Below are 19,453 nucleotides of genomic sequence, written 5' to 3'. Positions count from 1 at the left end.
GCAATGGCCACCGAAGTCAAAGCCCCGGTACTGCCCGAATCCGTCGCCGACGGCACCATCGCCACCTGGCACAAGAAGGTGGGCGACGCCGTCAAGCGCGACGAAAACCTGCTTGACCTGGAAACCGACAAGGTCGTGCTGGAAGTGCCGTCGCCGGTTGACGGCGTGCTGAAGGAAATCAAGTTCAAGGAAGGCGATACCGTGACCTCCAGCCAGGTCGTGGCGATCATCGAAGAAGGCGCCGTGGCTGCGGCTCCGGCCCCGGCCGCTGAAGAGAAGAAGGTTGAAGCCGCACCGGCCGCCGCTGCTCCGGCCGCAGCCGCCGCTCCGGCTCCGGCTGCCAAGTCGGCCGCCGACACCCTGCCGCCGGGCGCCCGCTTCACCGCCATCACCGAAGGCGTGAACCCGGCCGACGTCGACGGCACCGGCCGTCGTGGTGCAGTGACCAAGGAAGACATCGTCAACTTCGCCCGCAACGGCGGCGCCGGCAAGGCCGGTGGTGCACGTCCGGAAGAGCGCGTGCCGATGACCCGCATCCGCAAGCGCATCGCCGAGCGCCTGATGGAGTCGAAGAACTCCACCGCCATGCTGACCACCTTCAACGAAGTCGACCTGTCCAAGGTGTCGGCGGCGCGCAAGGAGCTGCAGGACGAGTTCGTCAAGGCCCACGGCATCAAGCTGGGCTTCATGAGCTTCTTCGTGAAGGCCGCTGCCAACGCGCTGCAGCGCTTCCCGCTGGTCAACGCCTCGATCGACGGCGACGACATCATCTACCACGGCTACTCGGACATCTCGATCGCCGTGTCGACCGAGAAGGGCCTGGTCACGCCGGTCCTGCGCAACGTCGAGCGCATGTCGTTCGCCGACATCGAGAAGACCATCGCCGACTACGCCAAGAAGGCACGTGACGGCAAGCTGGGCCTGGAAGAACTGCAGGGCGGCACCTTCACCGTGACCAACGGCGGCACCTTCGGTTCGCTGCTGTCGACCCCGATCATCAACCCGCCGCAGAGCGCCATCCTGGGCATGCACGCCATCAAGGAGCGTCCGATCGCCCAGAACGGCCAGGTCGTGATCGCGCCGATGATGTACCTGGCGCTGTCCTACGACCACCGCATCATCGACGGCAAGGACTCGGTGCAGTTCCTGGTGGACATCAAGAACCAGCTGGAAAACCCGGGCCGCATGCTGTTCGGCCTGTAAGAAACCTCCCGCCCCTCCGCGCCTGCGCGGAGGGGTTCTGGTAATGCATCAAGGAATAATTCAATGGCTGAACAATTCGACGTCGTCGTCATCGGTGCCGGCCCGGCCGGTTACCACGCTGCCATCCGCGCGGCCCAGCTGGGCCTGAAGACCGCCTGCATCGACGCAGCGCTGGGCAAGGACGGCAAGCCGGCCCTCGGCGGCACCTGCCTGCGCGTGGGCTGCATCCCGTCCAAGGCGCTGCTCGATTCCTCGCGCCAGTTCTGGAACATGGGCCACATCTTTGGCGACCACGGCATCAGCTTCAAGGATGCCAAGATCGACGTCGAGGCGATGATTGGCCGCAAGGACAAGATCGTCAAGCAGTTCACCGGCGGCATCGGCATGCTGTTCAAGGCCAACAAGGTCGCCGCCTACTACGGCTTCGGCCAGCTGCAGCCCGGCAACGTGGTCAAGGTGAAGCAGCACGACGGTTCGGAAGTCGAGCTGAAGGGCACCAACGTCATCATCGCGGCCGGTTCGGATTCGATCGAACTGCCGTTCGCCAAGTTCGACGGCGAGACCATCGTCGACAACGTCGGCGGCCTGGACTTCACCGAAGTGCCGAACCGCCTGGCGGTGATCGGTGCCGGCGTGATCGGCCTGGAACTGGGCAGCGTGTGGAAGCGCCTGGGCGCTGAAGTCACCATCCTTGAGGCCATGCCGGAGTTCCTGGCGGCTGCCGACGCCGAAGTGGCCAAGGCCGCTGCCAAGGAATTCAAGAAACAGGGCCTGGACATCAAGCTCAATGCCAAGGTTTCCAAGACCGAGATCACCGGCAAGGGCAAGAAGAAGGAAGTCATCGTCACCTACACTGACGCGGAAGGCGAAAAGACCCTGACCGTGGACAAGCTGCTGGTGGCCGTCGGCCGTCGCGCCGCCACCAAGGGCCTGCTGGCCGAAGGCACCGGCGTCAAGGTCAACGAGCGCGGCCAGATCGAAGTCGACGCGCACTGCCACACCGGCGTCAACGGCGTGTGGGCGGTCGGCGACTGCGTGCGCGGCCCGATGCTGGCGCACAAGGGCTTCGAGGAAGGCATCGCGGTGGCTGAGCTGATCGCCGGCCTGCCGGGCCACGTCAACTTCGACACCATCCCGTGGGTCATCTACACCGAACCGGAACTGGCCTGGGTCGGCAAGACCGAAGCCCAGCTGAAGGCCGAGGGCATTCCGTACAAGGCCGGCAGCTTCCCGTTCGCCGCCAACGGCCGTGCCGTAGCGATGATCGAGCCGGCGGGGTTCGTGAAGATCCTGGCCCATGCCGAAACCGATCGCATCCTCGGCATGCACCTGGTTGGCGCCAACGTCTCCGAACTGGTGCACGAAGGCGTGCTGACCATGGAGTTCAGCGGCTCGGCCGATGACCTGGCCCGCATCTGCCACGCCCACCCGTCGCTGTCGGAAGTGATCCACGACGCCGCGATGGCGGTCAGCAAGCGCGCCATCCACAAAGCGAACTGATCGTCCACCTGGTAGTGCCGGCCGCTGGCCGGCTTCACCCGGATTCAAGAAGCCCCGCCTCGGCGGGGTTTTTTGTTGCTCATTTTCCTGTAGCGCCGAGCATTGAGCTCGGCGCTACACCTTTCCAGCGGGCTTCTTCGGTGGATCGTCACAGATCCGATGCTGCACCACCGTCTCGCCGACCTTCCATTCCTTGGTGACCCGGCAGCGCTCCCTGTCCCCGGGCCCCGTCGAAGCCTTCGCCCCAGCAGCATTCGCTTCGTCAGCACCGGCTGCCTGCTGGCGCTCCAGCCACACCGAAGGCGGTGCTGGAGGAGCGGCCTGTAGCGGGCCCGCCAACAGGGCCAGACCGACCAGCACCACCGCCCTCATGCGGGCACCGCCCGGCCACCGAGCATGCGCGCCGGCAGCATGAACAGCGCGCGCAGGAAGGCGAACAGCGCCGAGAAGGTGATGCCGACCAGTCGGAACGGCAGGCTCAGCAGCCACACGAACGGCCAGGCGATCAGGGCGAGGATCGCCAGCGGCCAGCACAGTACGAACAGCAGGCACCACACACCGAGCGCGAACAGGGTCTTCATCACGGTCTCCTTGGGACGGCACCCTGCCGCCTGCGGACACCTTGGCGCCCTACCCTGGCGCCGGCAAACAGTTTGCGACGAAACCGGGCTGGCGGCGATGAAACCGGTCCAGCGCAGTGCAACGCCACGCCCATGCCCGGCTGCGCTTCGTGGCGACCGCATGGAACCCGCGCTGACAGCAGCTCCTGCCGGTGCCTTGGCTCTGCAGCGCCCGATGGTGGTTGCCGGCCAGCGGCCGGCATGACCGCTATTCGAACGAACCGACCGAGTCGTGGGCCAGGTTGTCGAAGCGGGTGTACTCACCGAAGAACTTCAGTTTGCACGAGCCGGTCGGGCCACCACGGTGCTTGCCGATGATGATTTCGGCCAGGCCCTTGTCCGGCGAGTTTTCCTTGTTGTAGTAGTCGTCGCGGTAGATGAACACGATCATGTCCGCGTCCTGCTCGATTGCGCCCGATTCGCGAAGGTCGGCCATCACCGGGCGCTTGTCGGTACGCGTTTCCAGCGAGCGGTTGAGCTGCGACAGCGCGATCACCGGCACGTTCAGTTCCTTGGCCAGGCCCTTCAGCGAACGCGAGATTTCCGAGATTTCGGTCGCGCGGTTCTCGCTGTTGCCCGGCACGCTCATCAGCTGCAGGTAATCGATCACCACCAGGCCCAGGTCATGCTCGCGCTTGAGGCGGCGGCACTTGGAACGCAGCACTTCAGGCGACACGCCCGGCGTGTCGTCGATGAAGATCTTGGTTTCCTTCAGCATCTTGATCGCGCTGGTGACGCGGCTCCAGTCCTCGTCTTCCAGCTGGCCGGTACGCAGGCGCTGCGCGTTGATGCGTCCATTGGAGGAAATCAGGCGCATCGCCAGCTGCGACGCCGACATTTCCATCGAGAACACCGCCACGCCCTTCTTCGACTTGATCGCCGCGTACTCGGCGATGTTCAGCGCGAAGGTGGTCTTGCCCATTGCCGGGCGCGCCGCGAGGATGATCAGGTCGGTCGGCTGCAGGCCAGCGGTCATCGCGTCGAAATCGTTGTAACCGGTCGGCAGGCCGGTGATGTTGCCGCCGTTCTCGAAGCGGTTGCGCAGCTCCTCGAAGGCATCCTTCAGTGCACCGGGCATGGCCACGAAATCGGTACGGCCACGCGCACCCTGTTCGGCGATTGCAAACACGCTCTTTTCCGCCGAGGCCAGCAGCTCGCTGCTGTCACGCCCCTCCGGCTGGAAACCGTCGTTGACGATGTCGGTGCCGACCTGGATCAGCTGCCGCAGCACCGCTTTGTCGCGCACGATCTCGGCGTAGGCCACGATGTTGGCAGCTGACGGCGTGGTACTGGCCAGTTCGATCAGGTAGGCGCCGTCACCCACCAGTTCCATCTTGCCCTGCGATTCAAACCACTCGCCCAGCGTCACCGCGTCGAACGGCCGTTCGCGCTCGGACAGCTCGCGGATCGCACGATAGATCATCTGGTGATCGCGACGATAGAAGTCGCTTTCGGTCAGCTGGTCGTTGACACGGTCATACGCCTCGGGCGCCAGCATCAGGCCCCCCAGCACCGCCTGCTCGGCTTCCACCGAATGGGGCGGTACCCGCAACTGGTCGATGCGCGACTCGTCGCGATCGCGATCGAAGCCATCACCGCGCTCTCTGCGGTTGGAACGGAAGCCGGGACGAGCGGACATGCTGCGGTGTTTCCTGCAAAAGTGGGCCAGACGAGTGTAGGCATGTGCCGACCCCGGCAGCCATGGACAAGCCTGTGGATAAGCCGTGGGAAAACGGGGGATATCCGCCGGTACCTGGCCAGACTGGCGTGAAAGCGTCGCACTGCCTGCGACGGGCGCCGTTGCGGCGCCCGAGCGGGACATTATCGCAGATCAACGCCCTGGGGTCGGATCCCCTGCGACGCAGGGGACTCTGACCCCGCAGGCGTCAATCGCCCTTGACGTGCACTGCGATCAACGCCAGGAACCGGTCCACGTAGCCCTGCAGGAACTTCTGCGTGCCTTCGTTGTGGATCGTGCCATCGGCATCGATCAGGCCGTCCTTGAAGTGGATGAATGCCTCGGGCTGGCCCAGCACATGCATGTCCAGGAAGGCCAGGCTGTTGCGCAGGTGCTGCTGGGCCACGGCGGTACCGATCTGGCCGATGGAGGCGCCGATCACCGCCGCCGGCTTGCCGGCAAACGCACTGTCACCGTACGGGCGCGATCCGATATCGATGGCGTTCTTGAGCACGCCGGGCACCGACCGGTTGTACTCGGGTGTCACGAACAGCACCGCGTCTGCGGCGCGCACCTGATCCTTCAGCCGGGTGCCCTGCGGCGGATAATCAGCGTCGAAATCCTGGTCGTACAACGGCAGATCGCCGATCTGCACGTACTGGAAGCGCGCGCGATCACCGGCGAGCTTCTCCAGCGCATGGGCCAGCTTGCGGTTGCAGGAATCCTTGCGTAGGCTGCCAACGAACACGGCGATGGTGGGGACGGACATCGGGACATACTCCTCACGGTGCGGGAGGCCCAGCCTAGTCGCCAGGCCCGTGCCATCCGGTGAAGATCAGCCGCCGGTCACGCCGGTCCGCGCCTGCCGCCAATGCGCCTGCCAGGCCTGGAACATCAGCACGTTCCACAAGTGGGTATGCCACTTGCGCTGCCCCCCCAGGAACTGCTGCCACAGCGGCTGCACCGCCGCCGCCGACAGCACACCCTCACGCTCCAGCCGCGCCGGCTGCAGCAGGTCCTCTGCCCAGGGTCGCAGGTCGCCCTTCAACCAGTCACTGACCGGTGCGCCAAAACCGCGCTTGGGACGGTGCACCATTGAATGCGGCACGTAACGGCCCAGCACGCGCTTGAGCAGCACCTTGCTGGTCGTCTCACTGCGCTTGAAGCCCAGCGGCAGCGACCAGGCGAACTCGGCCACGCGCCAGTCCAGCAATGGCGCGCGCGCCTCCAGGCTGACCGCCATCGAGGTCCGGTCGACCTTGCACAACAGGTCATCGGGCAGGTAGGTCACGAAATCGGCCAGCATCATCGCGTCAGCCGGTGTCCCCGCGCCGTGCAGCGGATCGGCCAGGTCGTAGAAGCTGCCGGCCGCCTGCGCACCGGGTACCGCCGCGGCAGGGTCGCGCCAGCGCGAGATGCGGTTGCGGTAGACGTCGCCGATGCCACGTGCGCCTGTCTCGGCCAGCAGCGCCGCCAGGCCACCGGTCCGCGAGGCCTCGCCCTGCTGCTGCGAGCGTGCGCCCATCCAGCGCCGCAGCGGCCCCGGCACGCGTCCGAGCATCTGCCAGTTGCGCAGCGCGCGTACATAGCGGGTGTAGCCGAAGAACAGCTCATCGCCACCGTCGCCGGACAGCGCGACGGTCACGCCCTGCCGTGCCAGCCGTGCCACCAGCGCGGTCGGCACCTGCGACGCATCGGCAAAAGGTTCATCGAACATCGCCGGCAACTGCGGCACCACCGCCAGCGCGTCGGCGCCACTGACGTACAACTCGGTGTGATCACAGCCGAGATGAGCCGCCAGCTCCCTGGCCAGCGGAGCTTCGTCATGTCCCGAGTCGGTGAAGCCGATGCTGAAACTATGCACCGGCTGCCCGCTCTGCGCCTGCATCAGCGCTGCCACCAGCGATGAGTCCGTGCCGCCGGACAGGAATACGCCGACCGGCACGTCGGCCACCATGCGCAGCGCCACCGCATCGCGCAGCAGCGTATCCAGCTGTTCCTCGGCCTCCTCGATGCGGCCCTGGAACGGGGCGGCCAACGCCGCCTGCATGCGTGCGCGCGCATCCCAGTACGGGCGCTGCGCCTGCTCCGGGCGGTGTGCCGCGGCGCCTGCGGCCACAGCCGCTGCATCCAGCCGCAGCACCCGGCCCGGCATCAGCTTGTAGCAGCGCTGGTGGATGCTGTGCGGCGCCGGGATGTAATCCAGCCGCAGCAGCAAGGTGAGCGCATCGCGGTCGATGTCGTTGTCGAACGCCGGATGTTGCCAGAGCGCCTTCAGTTCCGAACCGAACACCAGCGTGTCGCCGGCCCAGCCGTAGTACAGCGGCTTCTTGCCGACGCGGTCGCGGGCCAGCCACAGGCAACGATCCTGACGGTCCCACAGCGCGATGGCGAACATGCCGTTGCAGCGCTGCAGGGTGTCTTCGACGCCCCACTGCAGGATTGCCGCCAGCAGTACTTCGGTGTCGGAATGGCCGCGGAAGGTGTGCCCCAGCGGCTCCAGCTGTTCACGCAGGGCCGCGAAATTGTAGACCTCGCCGTTGTAGGCCATCACGTAGCGGCCGTCCGCCGAGGCCATCGGCTGGTGGCCCAGCGGGGACAGGTCGAGGATGCTCAGGCGTCGATGCGCCAGCGCGATGCCCGCCTCGGCATCGACCCAGCTGCCGCCATCATCCGGCCCGCGATGGTGCAGCGCCTGGCCCATGGCCAGCGCCTGCGCCTGCAGCGCCTCGGCCGACGCCAGCGGCGCCGGCAACAACATTCCCGCCAATCCACACATGCATCAGGGTTCCTGCGCCAGGTCGAGGGCGGCGCCAATCACCGCATTGTCGCTTGGAAGCCCGAACATTGCTGCCCCTGCCAGTGGCGTGTAGGTGTCGGCGCCACAGACGCGGCGCAGCGGCAGGTGACCAAAGCCGGCCTCGACCAGTGCCGTGACCACGCCCTCACCCACTCCGCCGCTGTGGCGGCCTTCGTCCAGCACCAGCACCCGCCGCGCGCTCGCGGCCTGGGCCGCGATGAAGCCGGCATCCAACGGTACCAGCCAGCGCAGGTCGACCACCCGCGCCTGCCAGCCCAGCTGCTGCTCGATCGCCCGCGCCGCGCGCAACGCCATCGGCACGCCATTGCCATAGGTGTAGATCACCAGGTCTCCGGCCTCTGGTGCATACACCCGGCCCTCGCCCGGCACCAGCGCCTGGCCCTGTGCCGGGTAGTCGAACAGCCACTGGCCATCCCCTGCTTCGTGCAGGTCCTTGCTCATGTACAGCGCGATCGGCTCCAGGAACACCGCCACGCGCCCATCCACCCGCGCCAATGCGGCCAGCGTGCGCAGCATCATCACCGCATCGTCACCGCGCGAGGGGCAGCCGACCACCAGCCCGGGGATGTCGCGCAACGCGGTGATCGAGTTGTCGTTGTGGAAGTGCCCGCCGAAACCCTTCTGATAGCCCAGCCCGGCCACCCGCACCAGCATCGGGTTGCGGTACTGGTCGTTGGAGAAGAACTGCAGCGAACAGGCTTCACCACGCAGCTGGTCGATGGCGTTGTGCAGGTAGGCCAGGTACTGGATCTCCGGAATCGGCAGCATGCCCAGGTTGGCCAGGCCCTGCGCTATGCCCAGGATCATGGTTTCATCCAGCAGCGTGTTGAACACCCGGCGTGGACCGAAGCGGCGCAGCAGATCCTTGGTGACGGTGTAGACACCGCCCTTCTGAGCCACGTCCTCGCCGAACAGCAGGCTCTGCGGATACTTCGCAAGCAGTTCCAGCAGGCCGTGGTTGATCTGGATCGCGAGATGCCGTGGCGCCTGTCGTTCCGGCAAGGCCTCGGTACCGCCATAGAGTGCCTCGCGCGCTTCGTCGGCGACCTCGCGCCGGGCTTCGGCCTGCACCGCTGCGGGCGTATAGGGTGCCAATGGCGCCATGACCTCCTGCAGCGACTGCAGCTTCGCACGGCCTTCGGCATCGGCAGCGGCGGCCATGCAGCGCGCGCGCGTCGTCTCGTAGGCCACTTCGATGGCGGCTGCATCCATCCAGCCCGATTCCAGCGCGATCTGCGCCGAGCGCAACAGCGGATCCTGTGCCTCGGCCGCGCACAATTCCGGCAATGCACGCCATTCCACCTCGAAGTCGGTGCCGGCGTGGCCCATCAGGCGCGTGGTGCGCAGATGCAGGAAGGTCGGTCGCCGCGTCCGCCGGCAGTGGTCCACTGCGGCCTGCACCTGGGCGTGCCCAGTGGCCAGGTCGAGGCCATCGGCAAAGAAATAGTCCAGCCCTGGCTGCTGGCTGAAGCGCTCGGCAATCCAGCCGTCCGGCGTCTTCACCGAGATGCCCAGCCCGTTGTCCTCGCAGACGAACAGGATTGGCGCCGGCAGCTTCTGGTAGGCCGCCCACATCGCGGTGTTGAATGCGGTCTGCGCAGTGGCATGGTTGGCCGAGGCGTCGCCGAACGAGCACAGCACGATGCTGTCGGCCGGAATGGGAAGCGCATGGCCCAGCCGCTTGCCACTCTCGATGGCCAGCGCGGTGCCCAGCGCTTTCGGCAGGTGCGAGGCGATGGTCGAGGTCTGCGGCAATACCCACAATGGCTTGCTGCCCCACACCTTGTGCCGGCCGCCACTGGCCGGGTCATCGGCGCTGGCCGCGAATGAAAGCGCCGCATCGCGCAACGGGTCGATGCCCGGCACCTGGCGCGAGCGCTCGACCATGAAGGCGCCGGAGCGATAGTGCAGGAATGCGGGGTCGGTATGCCGGCAGGCCCGCGCCAGCAGCGCGTTGCCTTCATGGCCGGACGACCCGATGGTATAGAAGACCTTGTTCTGCACGCGCAATACGCGCGCCATCAGGTCCAGCTGGCGGCTGGCCAGCTGGGAATCGAACAGCTCACCGAAGGCCGCAGCGCTGAGCGAGCTGCCCGGCAGGATCGGCGCGTCCGGTGCAGGACGTGCGCGCGGTGTGCCTCGCCAGCCACGCACCGCGTCGAGGAAATTGGCGTCGCACACTTCGGCGCGGTTGAGCACGCGCATGCGCGCAGGAATCGGATCTGGGACCACAGCAAACATCGAACACCCTCCGTGTCGTTGTTGCATTCCACCCGGCAACGCCGGGCGCTACCCTGTGGGATCAGGCAGCCTCGAAGCGCGCGCGCACCTCGGCGGTCACCGCTGGCATCGCCACGAAGCGCGGCTGCGCGCGCACGCGCTGCAGCCAGGCGCGCACTTCCGGGAAGGGCGCCAGGCTGATGCCGCCCTCGCCTGCGACGTCGGTATAGGCGAACAGCGCAATGTCGGCGATACCGTATGCGCTGCCGGTGAACCACTGCGCTTCGCGCAGGTGCTGCTCCATCACCGCCAGCGCGGTGGCGGCGCGCTCGTGCAGGCGTGGCAGTTCAGCACGGCGCGGTGAATCGGGCGGTGTCCAGCCGCGGATGAAGCGCGCTACCGCCACGCATGGCTCGTGCGTGTACTGCTCGAAGAACATCCAGCTCAATGCCTGCGCGCGTTCCCAACCGTCGGTAGGCAGGTAGGGCGTCCCTTCGGCCAACCAGAACAGGATCGCATTGGATTCAGTCAACACGCGGCCATCGTCGCGGACGATCAACGGCACCTTGGCGTTGGGATTGAGCGCAAGGAACTCGGCGGTGTGGGTCTGGCCATGGGCACTGTCCACTTCCACCCAGCGGTAGCGGCTGCCGAGCTGCTCCAGCAGCAGGCGGACCTTGTGGCAATTGCCGGACACCGACATGCCATGCACCGTCAACGGGACGCGCTCTTCCACCATTGCCTGCTTCCTCGGATCCGGCCGGCGGCCAGCTGCACGCAGTCTGGCAAGCCCGCCGGTGAATGCCAAGCGCGGATGCAGCATGACACCACGGTAACGCTGGCCGCTGGCCGGCAATCGCACGAATCCTGCCACATCGAGGTTGCCGGCCAGCGGCCGGCACTACCGGCAACGCTCAGCGCACGCGCTGCCGCCACTGTTCTCGCGACTGGCCCCAGATCTGCATCGGCTTGTCGTTGTACGGCGGCGGCAGCTCTCCCATGCGCAGCAGCGTGCTGCCCAGCTTGCGCGCGACCGCCCTCGAGTTGTCGTTGTTCTCGGCGATGGTGTGGATCACCTCGTCCCAGCCCAGCGTGTCAAATGCCCAGTCGATGGCAGCAACCGCCGCTTCCGGTGCATAGCCCCGGCCCCAGCTGGCATGCCGAATACCCCAACCGACCTCGGTTCCAGGCCAGTCCTGCGGCTGCCACGGTCCCATCCGGCCGATCCAGTCACCGCTGGATTTCTCGATCACGCTGAACATCGAGAAGCCGAACAGCTGCCAGGCGCCGGCCAGGCTGCAGAAGCCGCGCCATGCCACCGAGGGCGGTTGAACACCCCCCAGGGTGCGCATCGTTTCCTCGTCGGCACAGAATGCCAGGTACGGTTCGTAGTCCTCGCGCAGCAGCGGGCGCAGGATCAGCCGCTCGGTTTCCAGGCGCAGGTCGAAGATGCTCATGCCGACTCCTTGTCGAAGGGGGCGTCCATCATGGTCGATTCCCTTTGCCCACGGATGAATGCCCGTGCGCACAACGAAACGGGCCGGCATGAGCCGGCCCGTCGGGTGCAGCAGGGTGTTCTGGATTACTGGCGCGTGGCCGCCGTGGCGCCGGCAGCAGCGGTCTGCGTGACCAGCTGGCCATCGACCACCGGCAGGCGATCGCTGGCCGGCTTGTTGTCCATGCGCACGGTCTTCTCGGCGCCATCATAGCGATAGGTCACGTTGTAGCCCTTCACCACATCATTGGTACCCATGGCGATGCGGCTGCCCGGCTTGCTGGCCATGCGCATGGTGCCGGTGGTGCCGTCTTCGTTGCGATAGGTCACGTTGTAACCGGTGACGCGGCTCGACTCGGACGTTGCGGTTTCGGTGTGGCACTGGCGCTCGGTACGATTGACCACGCGGCCGCCCACATGGCGCTTGTCGATCTGGTTGCCGATGAAGCCACCGGCCACCGCACCGGCTGCGGTCGCGGCCTTCTTGCCGTTGCCGCCACCGACCTGGTTGCCGAGCAGGCCACCCACCACCGCGCCGACCACGGTACCGCCGACGTTGCCATCACGCTCCGGCAGGCGTTCCTGCACCGTCACGTCCTGGCAGACCTCGTGCGGAGTCTGGGTGGTGGAGGTCTCGCGCACCGGATCGGTGCCGATCACGGTGGCATAGGCCTTCTGCTTCTCGGTGATCGGGTCGACCTTCAGCACATCGGCATATTCCAGCCCGCGCGGCGCGGACGGGTCAAGCTTGTCACCACGTACGCCATCGTCGGTGGCGTTGCCATCGACCAGGCGCGACTCGCCATTGGGGGTTGCGGCGCTGATGGAGTCGGGCGAGCGGTCGCCACTCTTCATGAAGGCGGCGGTGGCGATGCCACCAACCAGCAGCGCGCCCGCTGCGACCAGGACAGTTGTAGTTGTGCTTTTCATGACCTGCTCCTTGCGGACCATCCGCAACGTTCTCGGGACAGATTGCAGCACGCGCTGCCTGAACGGAATCTCCACATTTCCTGCTCATTGCTGTAACCCATTCAGCATCGGGAAATGCAGGGCCCGTGGTAGCGTTTGCATATTCCCCACGAGGATCCCCGCCATGGCCAACCCGATGCTGCTGCCAGTACTGCAATGGGCGCGCCGGCTGCGCTACCCCACCCTGTTCAAGCTCACCGCCGGCCTGTTCGTGCTGACGCTGTTCATCCCGGACCCGATCCCGTTCATCGATGAGCTGGTGCTGGGCTTCGGCACGCTGCTGCTGGCCAACTGGAAGAGCCGCAACGCCACCACGCCACCGCCGCTGGAACAGCGTTGAGCGTGCTGGTCGACAGCCACTGTCATCTCGACGCGAGCGCGTTCGACCCTGACCGTGCCGCGGTGATCGAGCGGGCGCAGGCCGTGGGTGTGCGCCAACAGGTGGTGCCAGCGGTCACCGCTGCCAGCTGGCCGAAACTGCGCGAGGTCTGCCAGCAGGCGCCCGGGCTGTACCCGGCCTTCGGCCTGCACCCGGTGTTCCTGGCCGATCACCAGCCTGGGCACCTGCCACTGCTGCGCGAGTGGATCGAGCGCGAACGCCCCTGCGCGATCGGCGAATGCGGCCTCGACTTCTTCGTCGAAGGACTGGATGCCGAGGCTCAACAGGCGTATTTCATCGGCCAGCTGGAACTGGCCCGAGAATTCGATCTGCCGGTGATCGTGCACGCGCGACGCGCGGTGGATGCGGTGATCGCCGCGATCCGTCGCGTCGGCGGCCTGCGCGGCGTGGTGCACAGTTTTTCCGGCAGCCCCGAACAGGCCGCGCAACTGCACAGGCACGGCTTCCTGCTGGGCCTTGGCGGTCCGCTGACCTACGAGCGGGCGCAGCGCCTGCAACGGCTGGTACGCGGGATGCCGCTGGAGCAGCTGCTGCTGGAAACCGACGCGCCCGACCAGCCCGACGCAGGGGTCCGCGGCCAGCGCAACGAACCGGCACGGCTGGCAACCATTGCCCGGCACGTGGCCGCGCTGCGCGGAATGGAGCTGGAGGCCCTGGCACAGGCCACGACAGAGAATGCACGGCGGCTGTTCGCGCTGCCGGCAATGTGACGGCGGGGGCCCGACCTTGGCCGGCACGCTGTAACGACGGCGACGAACCCGATGCCGGCCAGCGGCCGGCACCACCGTCACGCGTCGGCGTAAGCCTCGGCCACCTCGGTTTTCGCCTTCTTCGGCTCCAGCAGCATCTCAAGCGCCTTGCCCACCGCCGCAAAGGCGAACGCGCCGGTGATGTGGGTCGCCGCGCCCAGACCGGCGCCGCAGTCCAGCTTCAACGCCGCATCGGCACCCAGGTTCGGACGAATGCCGCAGACGCTGCCATCGGCCTGCGGGTACTTCACATTCTCCAGCGAATACACCGCCGGCACGCCGAAATAGCGCTTGGCGTTCTTCGGGAAGTTGAACTCGCTGCGCAGCTTCTTGCGGATCAGCGCCAGCATGGCGTCATGCTCGGTGCGCGAGACATCGCGGATACGTACCAGGGTCGGGTCGGTGCGGCCACCGGCAGCGCCGACGGTCAGCAGCGGCAGCTTGCGGCGGCGGCACCAGGCGATCGTCTCGACCTTGACCCGGAAGCTGTCGCAGGCATCGATCACCAGATCGAACCCGCGGTCCAGCAGCTCAGCCATGTTGGACATCGTCAGGAATGCCTGCACGGCATCGACGTCGATCCCCGGATTGATCGCACGGCAGCGCTCGGCCATCGCCTCGGCCTTGTTGCGCCCGTAATTGCCTTCCATCGCCGGCAGCTGCCGGTTGGTGTTGGACACGCAGATGTCGTCGGCATCGATCAGGGTGAGATGACCGACCGCCGAACGGGCCAGCGCCTCCACCACCCACGAGCCGACGCCGCCCATGCCGACCACCGCCACGCGGCTGCCCTGCAGGCGCTCGAGCGCACCCACGCCATACAGCCGTTCGATGCCGGCAAAGCGTTGTTTGACCTGTTCGTTCATCGGGCTATTTTAACGTGCAGGTGCCAGCGCCCAAAGCACGCCGACGTCGAACCCACCGTTGCACGCCCGGAGAGCCCGCATGAACGCCAGCCCGCCCCGCCGCCTGTCCCCTGCCCATCGCTACCTGTTCGTACTGTGCCTGGGCCTGCTGATCGGCCTGGTCGCCACGGTGATGGTAGGCCGCGCCCTGCAGGCGCGTCGCGACCCGTTCCCGGACAGCCTGATGCAGGTGATGCAGCGGCAGTCGCAGCAGCTGCAGCGGGCCCAGCAGCAGAACCGCTGCAGCCTGGCCGACAGCGTGCCGCGGCTGCAGGCGCTACGCCTGTTGTCCAATGACCTGGACCTGGCGTTTCCCGGGCTGAAGGACAGCACGCAGTTCCAGCAGCACGCCAGCCGACTTCGCGGCAACCTCAACACGGCGCTGGCTGCACCGCCAGGCGACTGCAGGGCCTTGGCCCAGCTCGTGGAAACGCTGCAGGCCGATTGCCAGGCCTGCCACAAGGATTTCCGCTGAGGCGCGTTCATCCTGCAGCCGGGCATCGGGTGCGTGGTTGGCGCGTTGTTCACGTTCGAAGGGAGAGGATTCGTCCACCCTGCTGCATGACGCAGTACCACCCAACATACCCGCCTTCACGGCCAGGAGACGCCCCATGAAGATCCAGCTCATCGCCGCCAGCGCCATCGCTACCCTCGCGCTGGCCGGTTGTGCCACCTCGCCCGGTTACAGTGGCGGTGGTTACAACAACGGCTACAACAACGGCGGCTACGGCAACAACGGCGGCTACAACCAGGGCCGCTGCGCGGACTGTGGCATCGTCACCCGCATCAACACCGTGCCCTCGGGCCGCACCGCACCCAGCGCGACCGGCGCGATCCTCGGCGGCATCGTTGGCGCCGTGGCCGGCCATGAAATCTCCGACCACACCGGTGGCAGCCGTGGCAACAAGAACATTGCCGCCGCTGCAGGCGCAGTCGGTGGCGCCCTGGCCGGCAACCAGATCCAGAAGAATGTGACCAGCGATACCTACGACATCAGCGTGCGCATGGATGATGGCCGCACCATCGTGGTCAACCAGCGTGACCTGGGTGGCATCCGTGAGAACACCTATGTGCGCGTGGTCAACGGCAAGGTCATCCTGCGCTGACCTGCAGCGGGCCAAAGGCAAAGAAAAAGGCCCGCTTGCGCGGGCCTTTTTTCATGCCGACGGACGGCAGATGTTACATCGGCTGGACCTTGTCAGCCTGCAGGCCCTTCTGGCCCTGCACGACTTCAAAGCTCACACTCTGGCCTTCCTTGAGGCTCTTGAAGCCCTGGGTCTCGATGGCGCGGAAGTGCACGAACACGTCCTCGCCATTCTGCCGGCTGATGAAGCCGAAGCCCTTCGCATCATTGAACCACTTTACGGTACCGGTCTCGCGATCAGCCATCTCACTAACTCCCTTTGACTCTCTCTTGTTGTTGGAAACGCCTGGTGGGCGGCTGACAAGCAAGGGGGAAGCGAGGTGCATCGATGCAGCGGATCGGGAAGATCTTGCTTCATCAGGCCACGATCCACGGTGACCTTGCCAAGCTCAGCGACTGCAACTTAACCCGGCCAAAACGAAAAAGCAACTGGCAAAATCTTTCACTGTCAACCCCAAAACGGACTCCATACGGGACAGCATGGGACTCTCATTCATCTTGTATCTGCTAGCGGTCATTTTTGTCCTGATAGGCATCGCCGGCATCATCCTGCCGGCCCTCCCGGGCATCCCGCTGGTGTTCATCGGACTGCTGCTGGCCGCCTGGGCCGACGGCTTTGCCCACGTCGGCTGGCCTACCCTGGTCGCGCTTGGGGTACTGACCCTGCTTTCGCTGCTGGTGGACGTGCTGGCCACGGTGGTCGGCGCGCAGCGTGTCGGTGCCAGCCGCAAGGCGCTGTGGGGAACCTTCGTCGGCAGCATCGTCGGCCTGTTCTTCATGCCCATCGGCCTGTTCGCCGGACCGCTGGTCGGTGGCCTGCTCGGCGAGTACTGGCACACCCGCGAACTCGGCCGCTCGACCAGGGTCGGTCTGGCCACCTGGCTCGGCATCCTGCTTGGCCTGGCACTGAAACTGGCGGTCGTGATCGCGATGCTGGGCCTGTTCGCGTTCGCCTGGTTCTTCTGAGCCACCGGGCCTTCACGCCACGCGCACGCTGTGACCGTGCATAAACCGTGGGGCTGGCCGCGATCCGGCACAGCCGCCACACTGTGTGATTCCCGAATTCATCGAAGGGCCTGCTGCAATGACCCTCCCCACGCTGTCTCCCCGTCTGGCGCCGCTGGCGCTTGCCCTGGCCAGTGCACCGCTGGCTGCGCAGGAGTTCGCGCCTACCGCCGATACCTCACCGGCCGCCTGCGCGGCAATTACCACCGACGCGGCCCGGCTGGCCTGCTATGACCGCCTGTTCGGGCATACCCCGGAGGCTACCGCCGCCGCTGATGCTGCCGCCGAAGCGGCTGCACAGGCCCGCCGCGAAGAACGGCAGACCGCGCGCGTGAGCCAGGGCGAGGAAAAGCTGCGCGAGCGGGTGAGCGACCTGTTCCGCCCGGCGACGCCGGACAGCGCGCTGGCCAACGCCGGCCGCGGTTCGCTGCTGGACAGCCGCTGGGAACTGGCCGAGGACTCCAAGCTGGGGCCGTTCCAACTGCGCGCCTACAAGCCGGTGTACCTGCTGCCCGCCTTCTGGACCAGCGATCGCAACACCATGCCGCACTCGCCGAACCCGGCCAACAGCGTAACCACCCCGCAGGTACTCGACAGTGCCGAGCTGAAGTTCCAGATCAGCTTCAAGACCAAGATCGTCGAGAACCTGTTCGGCGACAACGGCGACATCTGGGCCGGCTACACCCAGAGTTCGCGCTGGCAGGCCTACAACAGCGAGGATTCGCGCCCGTTCCGCGAAACCAATTACGAGCCGGAAGTGATGATGGTGTTCCGCAACGGCTACTCGATCGGTGGCTGGCGCGGGCGCATGACCGGCATCGCGCTGAACCACCAGTCCAATGGCCGCGCCGACCCGCTGTCACGCAGCTGGAACCGGGTCATGCTCAACATCGGCCTGGACCGCGAGAACTGGGCGCTGGTGCTGCGTCCCTGGTACCGCATTCCGGAAAGCCGCAGCGAAGACAACAATCCGGACATCGAGGATTACATGGGCCGCGGCGACGCCACCCTGACCTGGAACCGCAATGGGCATGAGGTCTCGCTGATGGCGCGCCATTCACTGCGCACCGGAAGCCGTTCGCACGGTGCGCTGCAGCTGGACTACGGCTTCCCGATCAGCAACCTGCTGCGTGGCCATGTGCAGGTCTTCGACGGCTACGGCGAAAGCCTGATCGACTACAACCACAAGGCCACCTACGTGGGTGTGGGCGTGTCTCTGCTGGAGTGGTTCTGATGGACGTGACGATCTGGCACAACCCGGCCTGCAGCAACTCGCGCGGCGCACTGAAACTGATCCGCGATGCGGGCTTCGAGCCGGTGGTGATCGACTACCTGGGCAACCCGCCGGACGCAGCCACGCTGCGCCAGGTACTGGCCGAATCCCGGCTGCACGCACAGGAACTGGTACGCAGCAAGGAGGCGCTGTTCGCCGAACTGGGCCTGGACGGCGCCGACGACGCCACGCTGCTGGCGGCGATGAGCGAACATCCCCGCTTGATCAATCGCCCCGTGGTGCGCACGACCAAGGGCACGCGGCTGTGCCGCCCACCGGAAACAGTGCTGGAGATCCTGTAACCCGGAAAAGGGGACGGAGGGAATTAAGTCGTTTGTGCACAAACGACTTAGTTCCCTCCGTCCCCTTTTTTGGTTACCGCCAGTCGGTGATGCCTTCGCGGCGGTAGACCTCGGCGAACGCCGGGCGCGCCTTCATCGAGGTGGCATGCGCCTTGAGCTCTGGCCAGGTGTCACTGGGCCTGGGCATGTTGCGCGACCAGCGCATCAGCATCACCAGCATGTAGTCGACCACGCAGGGCGTGGCGCCCAGCAGGTACGGGCCGTGCGCCTGCAGGTGAGCGGCAACGTGCTGCCAGGCCGCTTCGAGCCGCTGACGCGCCCTCTCGCGGCTGGCCTCGACGTTCGCCTGGCCGGCCATTTCATGCGGATAGAACCAGGCCCGATAGGCCGGCTGCAGCGTATTGGCACACCAGAACATCCAGCGGTAGGCATCGCCACGCTGCGGCGTGCCCGGTACCGGGAGCAGGCCGGCCTCCGGGTGGCGATCGGCCAGGTACAGGGCGATGGCCGCCGCTTCGGTCAGTACCAGGCCATCGATCAACAGTGTCGGCACCACACCGGCCGGATTGAGCGCCAGGTACCGCGCCGACTTGTGCTCGCGCGCGTCGAAATCCAGCAGCACCAGTTCATGCTCGATGCCGAGCTCGATCAGCAGCCAGTGCACGACCAGCGCGGCGGTACTGGTCGAACCATACAGCGTGGTGCTCATGCGGAAGATCCTGTGCAGGGGGATCAGCCGATTATGCGCCCACGCGCGCGATCGTTGCTCAGCCGCAGCTGCTCATGCAGGAATCCCGGCGCTCGCCACAGGACATCATCGGCGCGCGCATCGCGCAGTCGTGCGTCTTCAGTTCGCAGGCACGGCGCAGGTCCGGATTGTCCACGTCCTTGCAGCGTTTGTCCGGCGCCGGCACCACCTGCTGCTCGCAGTTGCTCTGGCGGCTGCCGAGGGAGTCATTCTGCGCCATGCAGCTGCGATAGCCGGCCTGGCACTGCACGCGGCATTGCGCGGATGCTGGGAAATCCGCGCCTTCGTATGACGCCGGGGTGCTGCAACCGGCCAGGGCCAGCAGCACGCCTACCACGATGAACCGATGCAGGGCCATGGACACGTCCTGTGCGAGGGTGTTCCGACCGTAGCAGAACAACCGCTACCGGAACATCAATAT

Annotated in this window: 22 protein-coding genes; 9 read left to right on the top strand and 13 right to left on the bottom strand. The window is 66.3% G+C overall.

What is annotated here, in order from left to right:
• The first annotated feature begins 3 nt into the window (after positions 1 to 3).
• Together sucB and lpdA are read left to right on the top strand one after the other, a co-directional pair.
• On the top strand, positions 4 to 1,203 hold the full coding sequence (gene sucB / locus ACM0O9_RS02920) for a dihydrolipoyllysine-residue succinyltransferase (protein ID WP_414603771.1): 1,200 nt from the start codon (positions 4 to 6) through the stop codon (positions 1,201 to 1,203).
• Between the two features lie 63 nt (positions 1,204 to 1,266).
• Positions 1,267 to 2,703 carry a dihydrolipoyl dehydrogenase gene (lpdA, locus tag ACM0O9_RS02915; protein ID WP_005417523.1) on the top strand — a complete coding sequence of 479 codons (1,437 nt, stop codon included), beginning with the start codon at positions 1,267 to 1,269 and terminating at the stop codon, positions 2,701 to 2,703.
• 114 nt (positions 2,704 to 2,817) lie between these two features.
• Here lpdA and ACM0O9_RS02910 read toward each other — a convergent pair whose 3' ends face one another.
• The 9 genes from ACM0O9_RS02910 to ACM0O9_RS02870 all read right to left on the bottom strand — a co-directional run bounded on the left by ACM0O9_RS02910 (position 2,818) and on the right by ACM0O9_RS02870 (position 12,467).
• Positions 2,818 to 3,075, bottom strand: coding sequence for a hypothetical protein (locus ACM0O9_RS02910; RefSeq protein WP_065178304.1), 258 nt, complete (start codon positions 3,073 to 3,075; stop codon positions 2,818 to 2,820).
• On the bottom strand, positions 3,072 to 3,284 hold the full coding sequence (locus tag ACM0O9_RS02905; RefSeq protein WP_005417525.1) for a hypothetical protein: 213 nt from the start codon (positions 3,282 to 3,284) through the stop codon (positions 3,072 to 3,074). Before ACM0O9_RS02905 ends, ACM0O9_RS02910 begins: the two co-directional genes overlap by 4 nt.
• A 247-nt stretch (positions 3,285 to 3,531) precedes the next feature.
• Entirely contained in the window at positions 3,532 to 4,962 is a 1,431-nt protein-coding gene (locus ACM0O9_RS02900; RefSeq protein ID WP_005417526.1) for a replicative DNA helicase, read from the bottom strand.
• Between the two features lie 247 nt (positions 4,963 to 5,209).
• Positions 5,210 to 5,770, bottom strand: coding sequence for an NADPH-dependent FMN reductase (locus ACM0O9_RS02895; RefSeq protein WP_049410520.1), 561 nt, complete (start codon positions 5,768 to 5,770; stop codon positions 5,210 to 5,212).
• Between the two features lie 66 nt (positions 5,771 to 5,836).
• Positions 5,837 to 7,780: an asparagine synthase (glutamine-hydrolyzing) gene (gene asnB / locus ACM0O9_RS02890; RefSeq protein WP_061477980.1), complete on the bottom strand. Its 1,944-nt coding sequence runs from the start codon at positions 7,778 to 7,780 to the stop codon at positions 5,837 to 5,839.
• 3 nt (positions 7,781 to 7,783) lie between these two features.
• Positions 7,784 to 10,063, bottom strand: coding sequence for a transketolase C-terminal domain-containing protein (locus ACM0O9_RS02885; RefSeq protein ID WP_414603770.1), 2,280 nt, complete (start codon positions 10,061 to 10,063; stop codon positions 7,784 to 7,786).
• 61 nt (positions 10,064 to 10,124) lie between these two features.
• Positions 10,125 to 10,781 (bottom strand): glutathione S-transferase family protein, encoded by a 657-nt coding sequence (locus ACM0O9_RS02880; RefSeq protein WP_032954328.1) that lies wholly within the window; start codon positions 10,779 to 10,781, stop codon positions 10,125 to 10,127.
• Between the two features lie 175 nt (positions 10,782 to 10,956).
• Positions 10,957 to 11,499, bottom strand: coding sequence for a GNAT family N-acetyltransferase (locus tag ACM0O9_RS02875; RefSeq protein ID WP_005417537.1), 543 nt, complete (start codon positions 11,497 to 11,499; stop codon positions 10,957 to 10,959).
• 125 nt (positions 11,500 to 11,624) lie between these two features.
• Positions 11,625 to 12,467, bottom strand: coding sequence for a glycine zipper 2TM domain-containing protein (locus ACM0O9_RS02870; protein WP_065178309.1), 843 nt, complete (start codon positions 12,465 to 12,467; stop codon positions 11,625 to 11,627).
• Positions 12,468 to 12,630: 163 nt separating this feature from the next.
• Here ACM0O9_RS02870 and ACM0O9_RS02865 point away from each other — a divergent pair, with 163 nt between their 5' ends.
• Together ACM0O9_RS02865 and ACM0O9_RS02860 are read left to right on the top strand one after the other, a co-directional pair.
• The gene (locus ACM0O9_RS02865; protein WP_005417541.1) at positions 12,631 to 12,846 is read left to right on the top strand and encodes a DUF6116 family protein; all 216 of its coding nucleotides are present in this window, start codon (positions 12,631 to 12,633) and stop codon (positions 12,844 to 12,846) included.
• Positions 12,843 to 13,616 carry a TatD family hydrolase gene (locus tag ACM0O9_RS02860; protein ID WP_005417542.1) on the top strand — a complete coding sequence of 258 codons (774 nt, stop codon included), beginning with the start codon at positions 12,843 to 12,845 and terminating at the stop codon, positions 13,614 to 13,616. Before ACM0O9_RS02865 ends, ACM0O9_RS02860 begins: the two co-directional genes overlap by 4 nt.
• Positions 13,617 to 13,693: 77 nt before the next feature.
• On the opposite strand, the gene ACM0O9_RS02855 is transcribed toward ACM0O9_RS02860, so the two are convergent.
• Positions 13,694 to 14,521 carry a tRNA threonylcarbamoyladenosine dehydratase gene (locus tag ACM0O9_RS02855; RefSeq protein ID WP_065178298.1) on the bottom strand — a complete coding sequence of 276 codons (828 nt, stop codon included), beginning with the start codon at positions 14,519 to 14,521 and terminating at the stop codon, positions 13,694 to 13,696.
• A gap of 79 nt (positions 14,522 to 14,600) precedes the next feature.
• Between ACM0O9_RS02855 and ACM0O9_RS02850 the strand changes: the two genes are divergently transcribed.
• The gene (locus ACM0O9_RS02850) at positions 14,601 to 15,035 is read left to right on the top strand and encodes a hypothetical protein (RefSeq protein WP_235649372.1); all 435 of its coding nucleotides are present in this window, start codon (positions 14,601 to 14,603) and stop codon (positions 15,033 to 15,035) included.
• Between the two features lie 136 nt (positions 15,036 to 15,171).
• Positions 15,172 to 15,666, top strand: coding sequence for a glycine zipper 2TM domain-containing protein (locus tag ACM0O9_RS02845; RefSeq protein ID WP_005417545.1), 495 nt, complete (start codon positions 15,172 to 15,174; stop codon positions 15,664 to 15,666).
• Positions 15,667 to 15,739: 73 nt separating this feature from the next.
• On the opposite strand, the gene ACM0O9_RS02840 is transcribed toward ACM0O9_RS02845, so the two are convergent.
• On the bottom strand, positions 15,740 to 15,949 hold the full coding sequence (locus tag ACM0O9_RS02840; protein WP_005417546.1) for a cold-shock protein: 210 nt from the start codon (positions 15,947 to 15,949) through the stop codon (positions 15,740 to 15,742).
• A gap of 235 nt (positions 15,950 to 16,184) precedes the next feature.
• On the opposite strand from ACM0O9_RS02840, the gene ACM0O9_RS02835 reads away from it, so the two are divergent.
• From ACM0O9_RS02835 to arsC, 3 genes are all read left to right on the top strand, one after another.
• Positions 16,185 to 16,670: a DUF456 domain-containing protein gene (locus tag ACM0O9_RS02835; RefSeq protein WP_197598583.1), complete on the top strand. Its 486-nt coding sequence runs from the start codon at positions 16,185 to 16,187 to the stop codon at positions 16,668 to 16,670.
• Positions 16,671 to 16,788: 118 nt separating this feature from the next.
• Complete coding sequence (locus tag ACM0O9_RS02830) at positions 16,789 to 17,943, top strand: phospholipase A (protein WP_005417552.1); 1,155 nt, start codon at positions 16,789 to 16,791, stop codon at positions 17,941 to 17,943.
• Positions 17,943 to 18,284, top strand: coding sequence for an arsenate reductase (glutaredoxin) (gene arsC, locus ACM0O9_RS02825; protein WP_005417554.1), 342 nt, complete (start codon positions 17,943 to 17,945; stop codon positions 18,282 to 18,284). Before ACM0O9_RS02830 ends, arsC begins: the two co-directional genes overlap by 1 nt.
• Before the next feature lie 73 nt (positions 18,285 to 18,357).
• Here arsC and ACM0O9_RS02820 read toward each other — a convergent pair whose 3' ends face one another.
• Complete coding sequence (locus tag ACM0O9_RS02820; RefSeq protein WP_235649373.1) at positions 18,358 to 18,993, bottom strand: glutathione S-transferase family protein; 636 nt, start codon at positions 18,991 to 18,993, stop codon at positions 18,358 to 18,360.
• A 58-nt stretch (positions 18,994 to 19,051) separates the two neighbouring features.
• Positions 19,052 to 19,390: a hypothetical protein gene (locus ACM0O9_RS02815; RefSeq protein ID WP_005417563.1), complete on the bottom strand. Its 339-nt coding sequence runs from the start codon at positions 19,388 to 19,390 to the stop codon at positions 19,052 to 19,054.
• Positions 19,391 to 19,453 lie beyond the last annotated feature (63 nt).

Source organism: Stenotrophomonas sp. FR012, assembly GCF_047520565.2.
GTDB classification, from domain to species: domain Bacteria; phylum Pseudomonadota; class Gammaproteobacteria; order Xanthomonadales; family Xanthomonadaceae; genus Stenotrophomonas; species Stenotrophomonas sepilia.
This window is presented reverse-complemented; position numbering and strand designations above follow the sequence as displayed.

Bases quoted from the DNA above. Each gene is read 5' to 3' on its own strand.
- sucB (WP_414603771.1), top strand. From the start codon at position 4: ATGGCCACCGAAGTCAAAGCCCCGGTACTGCCCGAATCCGTCGCCGAC.
- lpdA (WP_005417523.1), top strand. From the start codon at position 1,267: ATGGCTGAACAATTCGACGTCGTCGTCATCGGTGCCGGCCCGGCCGGT.
- ACM0O9_RS02910 (WP_065178304.1), bottom strand. From the start codon at position 3,075: ATGAGGGCGGTGGTGCTGGTCGGTCTGGCCCTGTTGGCGGGCCCGCTA.
- ACM0O9_RS02905 (WP_005417525.1), bottom strand. From the start codon at position 3,284: ATGAAGACCCTGTTCGCGCTCGGTGTGTGGTGCCTGCTGTTCGTACTG.
- ACM0O9_RS02900 (WP_005417526.1), bottom strand. From the start codon at position 4,962: ATGTCCGCTCGTCCCGGCTTCCGTTCCAACCGCAGAGAGCGCGGTGAT.
- ACM0O9_RS02895 (WP_049410520.1), bottom strand. From the start codon at position 5,770: ATGTCCGTCCCCACCATCGCCGTGTTCGTTGGCAGCCTACGCAAGGAT.
- asnB (WP_061477980.1), bottom strand. From the start codon at position 7,780: ATGTGTGGATTGGCGGGAATGTTGTTGCCGGCGCCGCTGGCGTCGGCC.
- ACM0O9_RS02885 (WP_414603770.1), bottom strand. From the start codon at position 10,063: ATGTTTGCTGTGGTCCCAGATCCGATTCCTGCGCGCATGCGCGTGCTC.
- ACM0O9_RS02880 (WP_032954328.1), bottom strand. From the start codon at position 10,781: ATGGTGGAAGAGCGCGTCCCGTTGACGGTGCATGGCATGTCGGTGTCC.
- ACM0O9_RS02875 (WP_005417537.1), bottom strand. From the start codon at position 11,499: ATGAGCATCTTCGACCTGCGCCTGGAAACCGAGCGGCTGATCCTGCGC.
- ACM0O9_RS02870 (WP_065178309.1), bottom strand. From the start codon at position 12,467: ATGAAAAGCACAACTACAACTGTCCTGGTCGCAGCGGGCGCGCTGCTG.
- ACM0O9_RS02865 (WP_005417541.1), top strand. From the start codon at position 12,631: ATGGCCAACCCGATGCTGCTGCCAGTACTGCAATGGGCGCGCCGGCTG.
- ACM0O9_RS02855 (WP_065178298.1), bottom strand. From the start codon at position 14,521: ATGAACGAACAGGTCAAACAACGCTTTGCCGGCATCGAACGGCTGTAT.
- ACM0O9_RS02850 (WP_235649372.1), top strand. From the start codon at position 14,601: ATGAACGCCAGCCCGCCCCGCCGCCTGTCCCCTGCCCATCGCTACCTG.
- ACM0O9_RS02845 (WP_005417545.1), top strand. From the start codon at position 15,172: ATGAAGATCCAGCTCATCGCCGCCAGCGCCATCGCTACCCTCGCGCTG.
- ACM0O9_RS02840 (WP_005417546.1), bottom strand. From the start codon at position 15,949: ATGGCTGATCGCGAGACCGGTACCGTAAAGTGGTTCAATGATGCGAAG.
- ACM0O9_RS02835 (WP_197598583.1), top strand. From the start codon at position 16,185: ATGGGACTCTCATTCATCTTGTATCTGCTAGCGGTCATTTTTGTCCTG.
- ACM0O9_RS02830 (WP_005417552.1), top strand. From the start codon at position 16,789: ATGACCCTCCCCACGCTGTCTCCCCGTCTGGCGCCGCTGGCGCTTGCC.
- arsC (WP_005417554.1), top strand. From the start codon at position 17,943: ATGGACGTGACGATCTGGCACAACCCGGCCTGCAGCAACTCGCGCGGC.
- ACM0O9_RS02820 (WP_235649373.1), bottom strand. From the start codon at position 18,993: ATGAGCACCACGCTGTATGGTTCGACCAGTACCGCCGCGCTGGTCGTG.
- ACM0O9_RS02815 (WP_005417563.1), bottom strand. From the start codon at position 19,390: ATGGCCCTGCATCGGTTCATCGTGGTAGGCGTGCTGCTGGCCCTGGCC.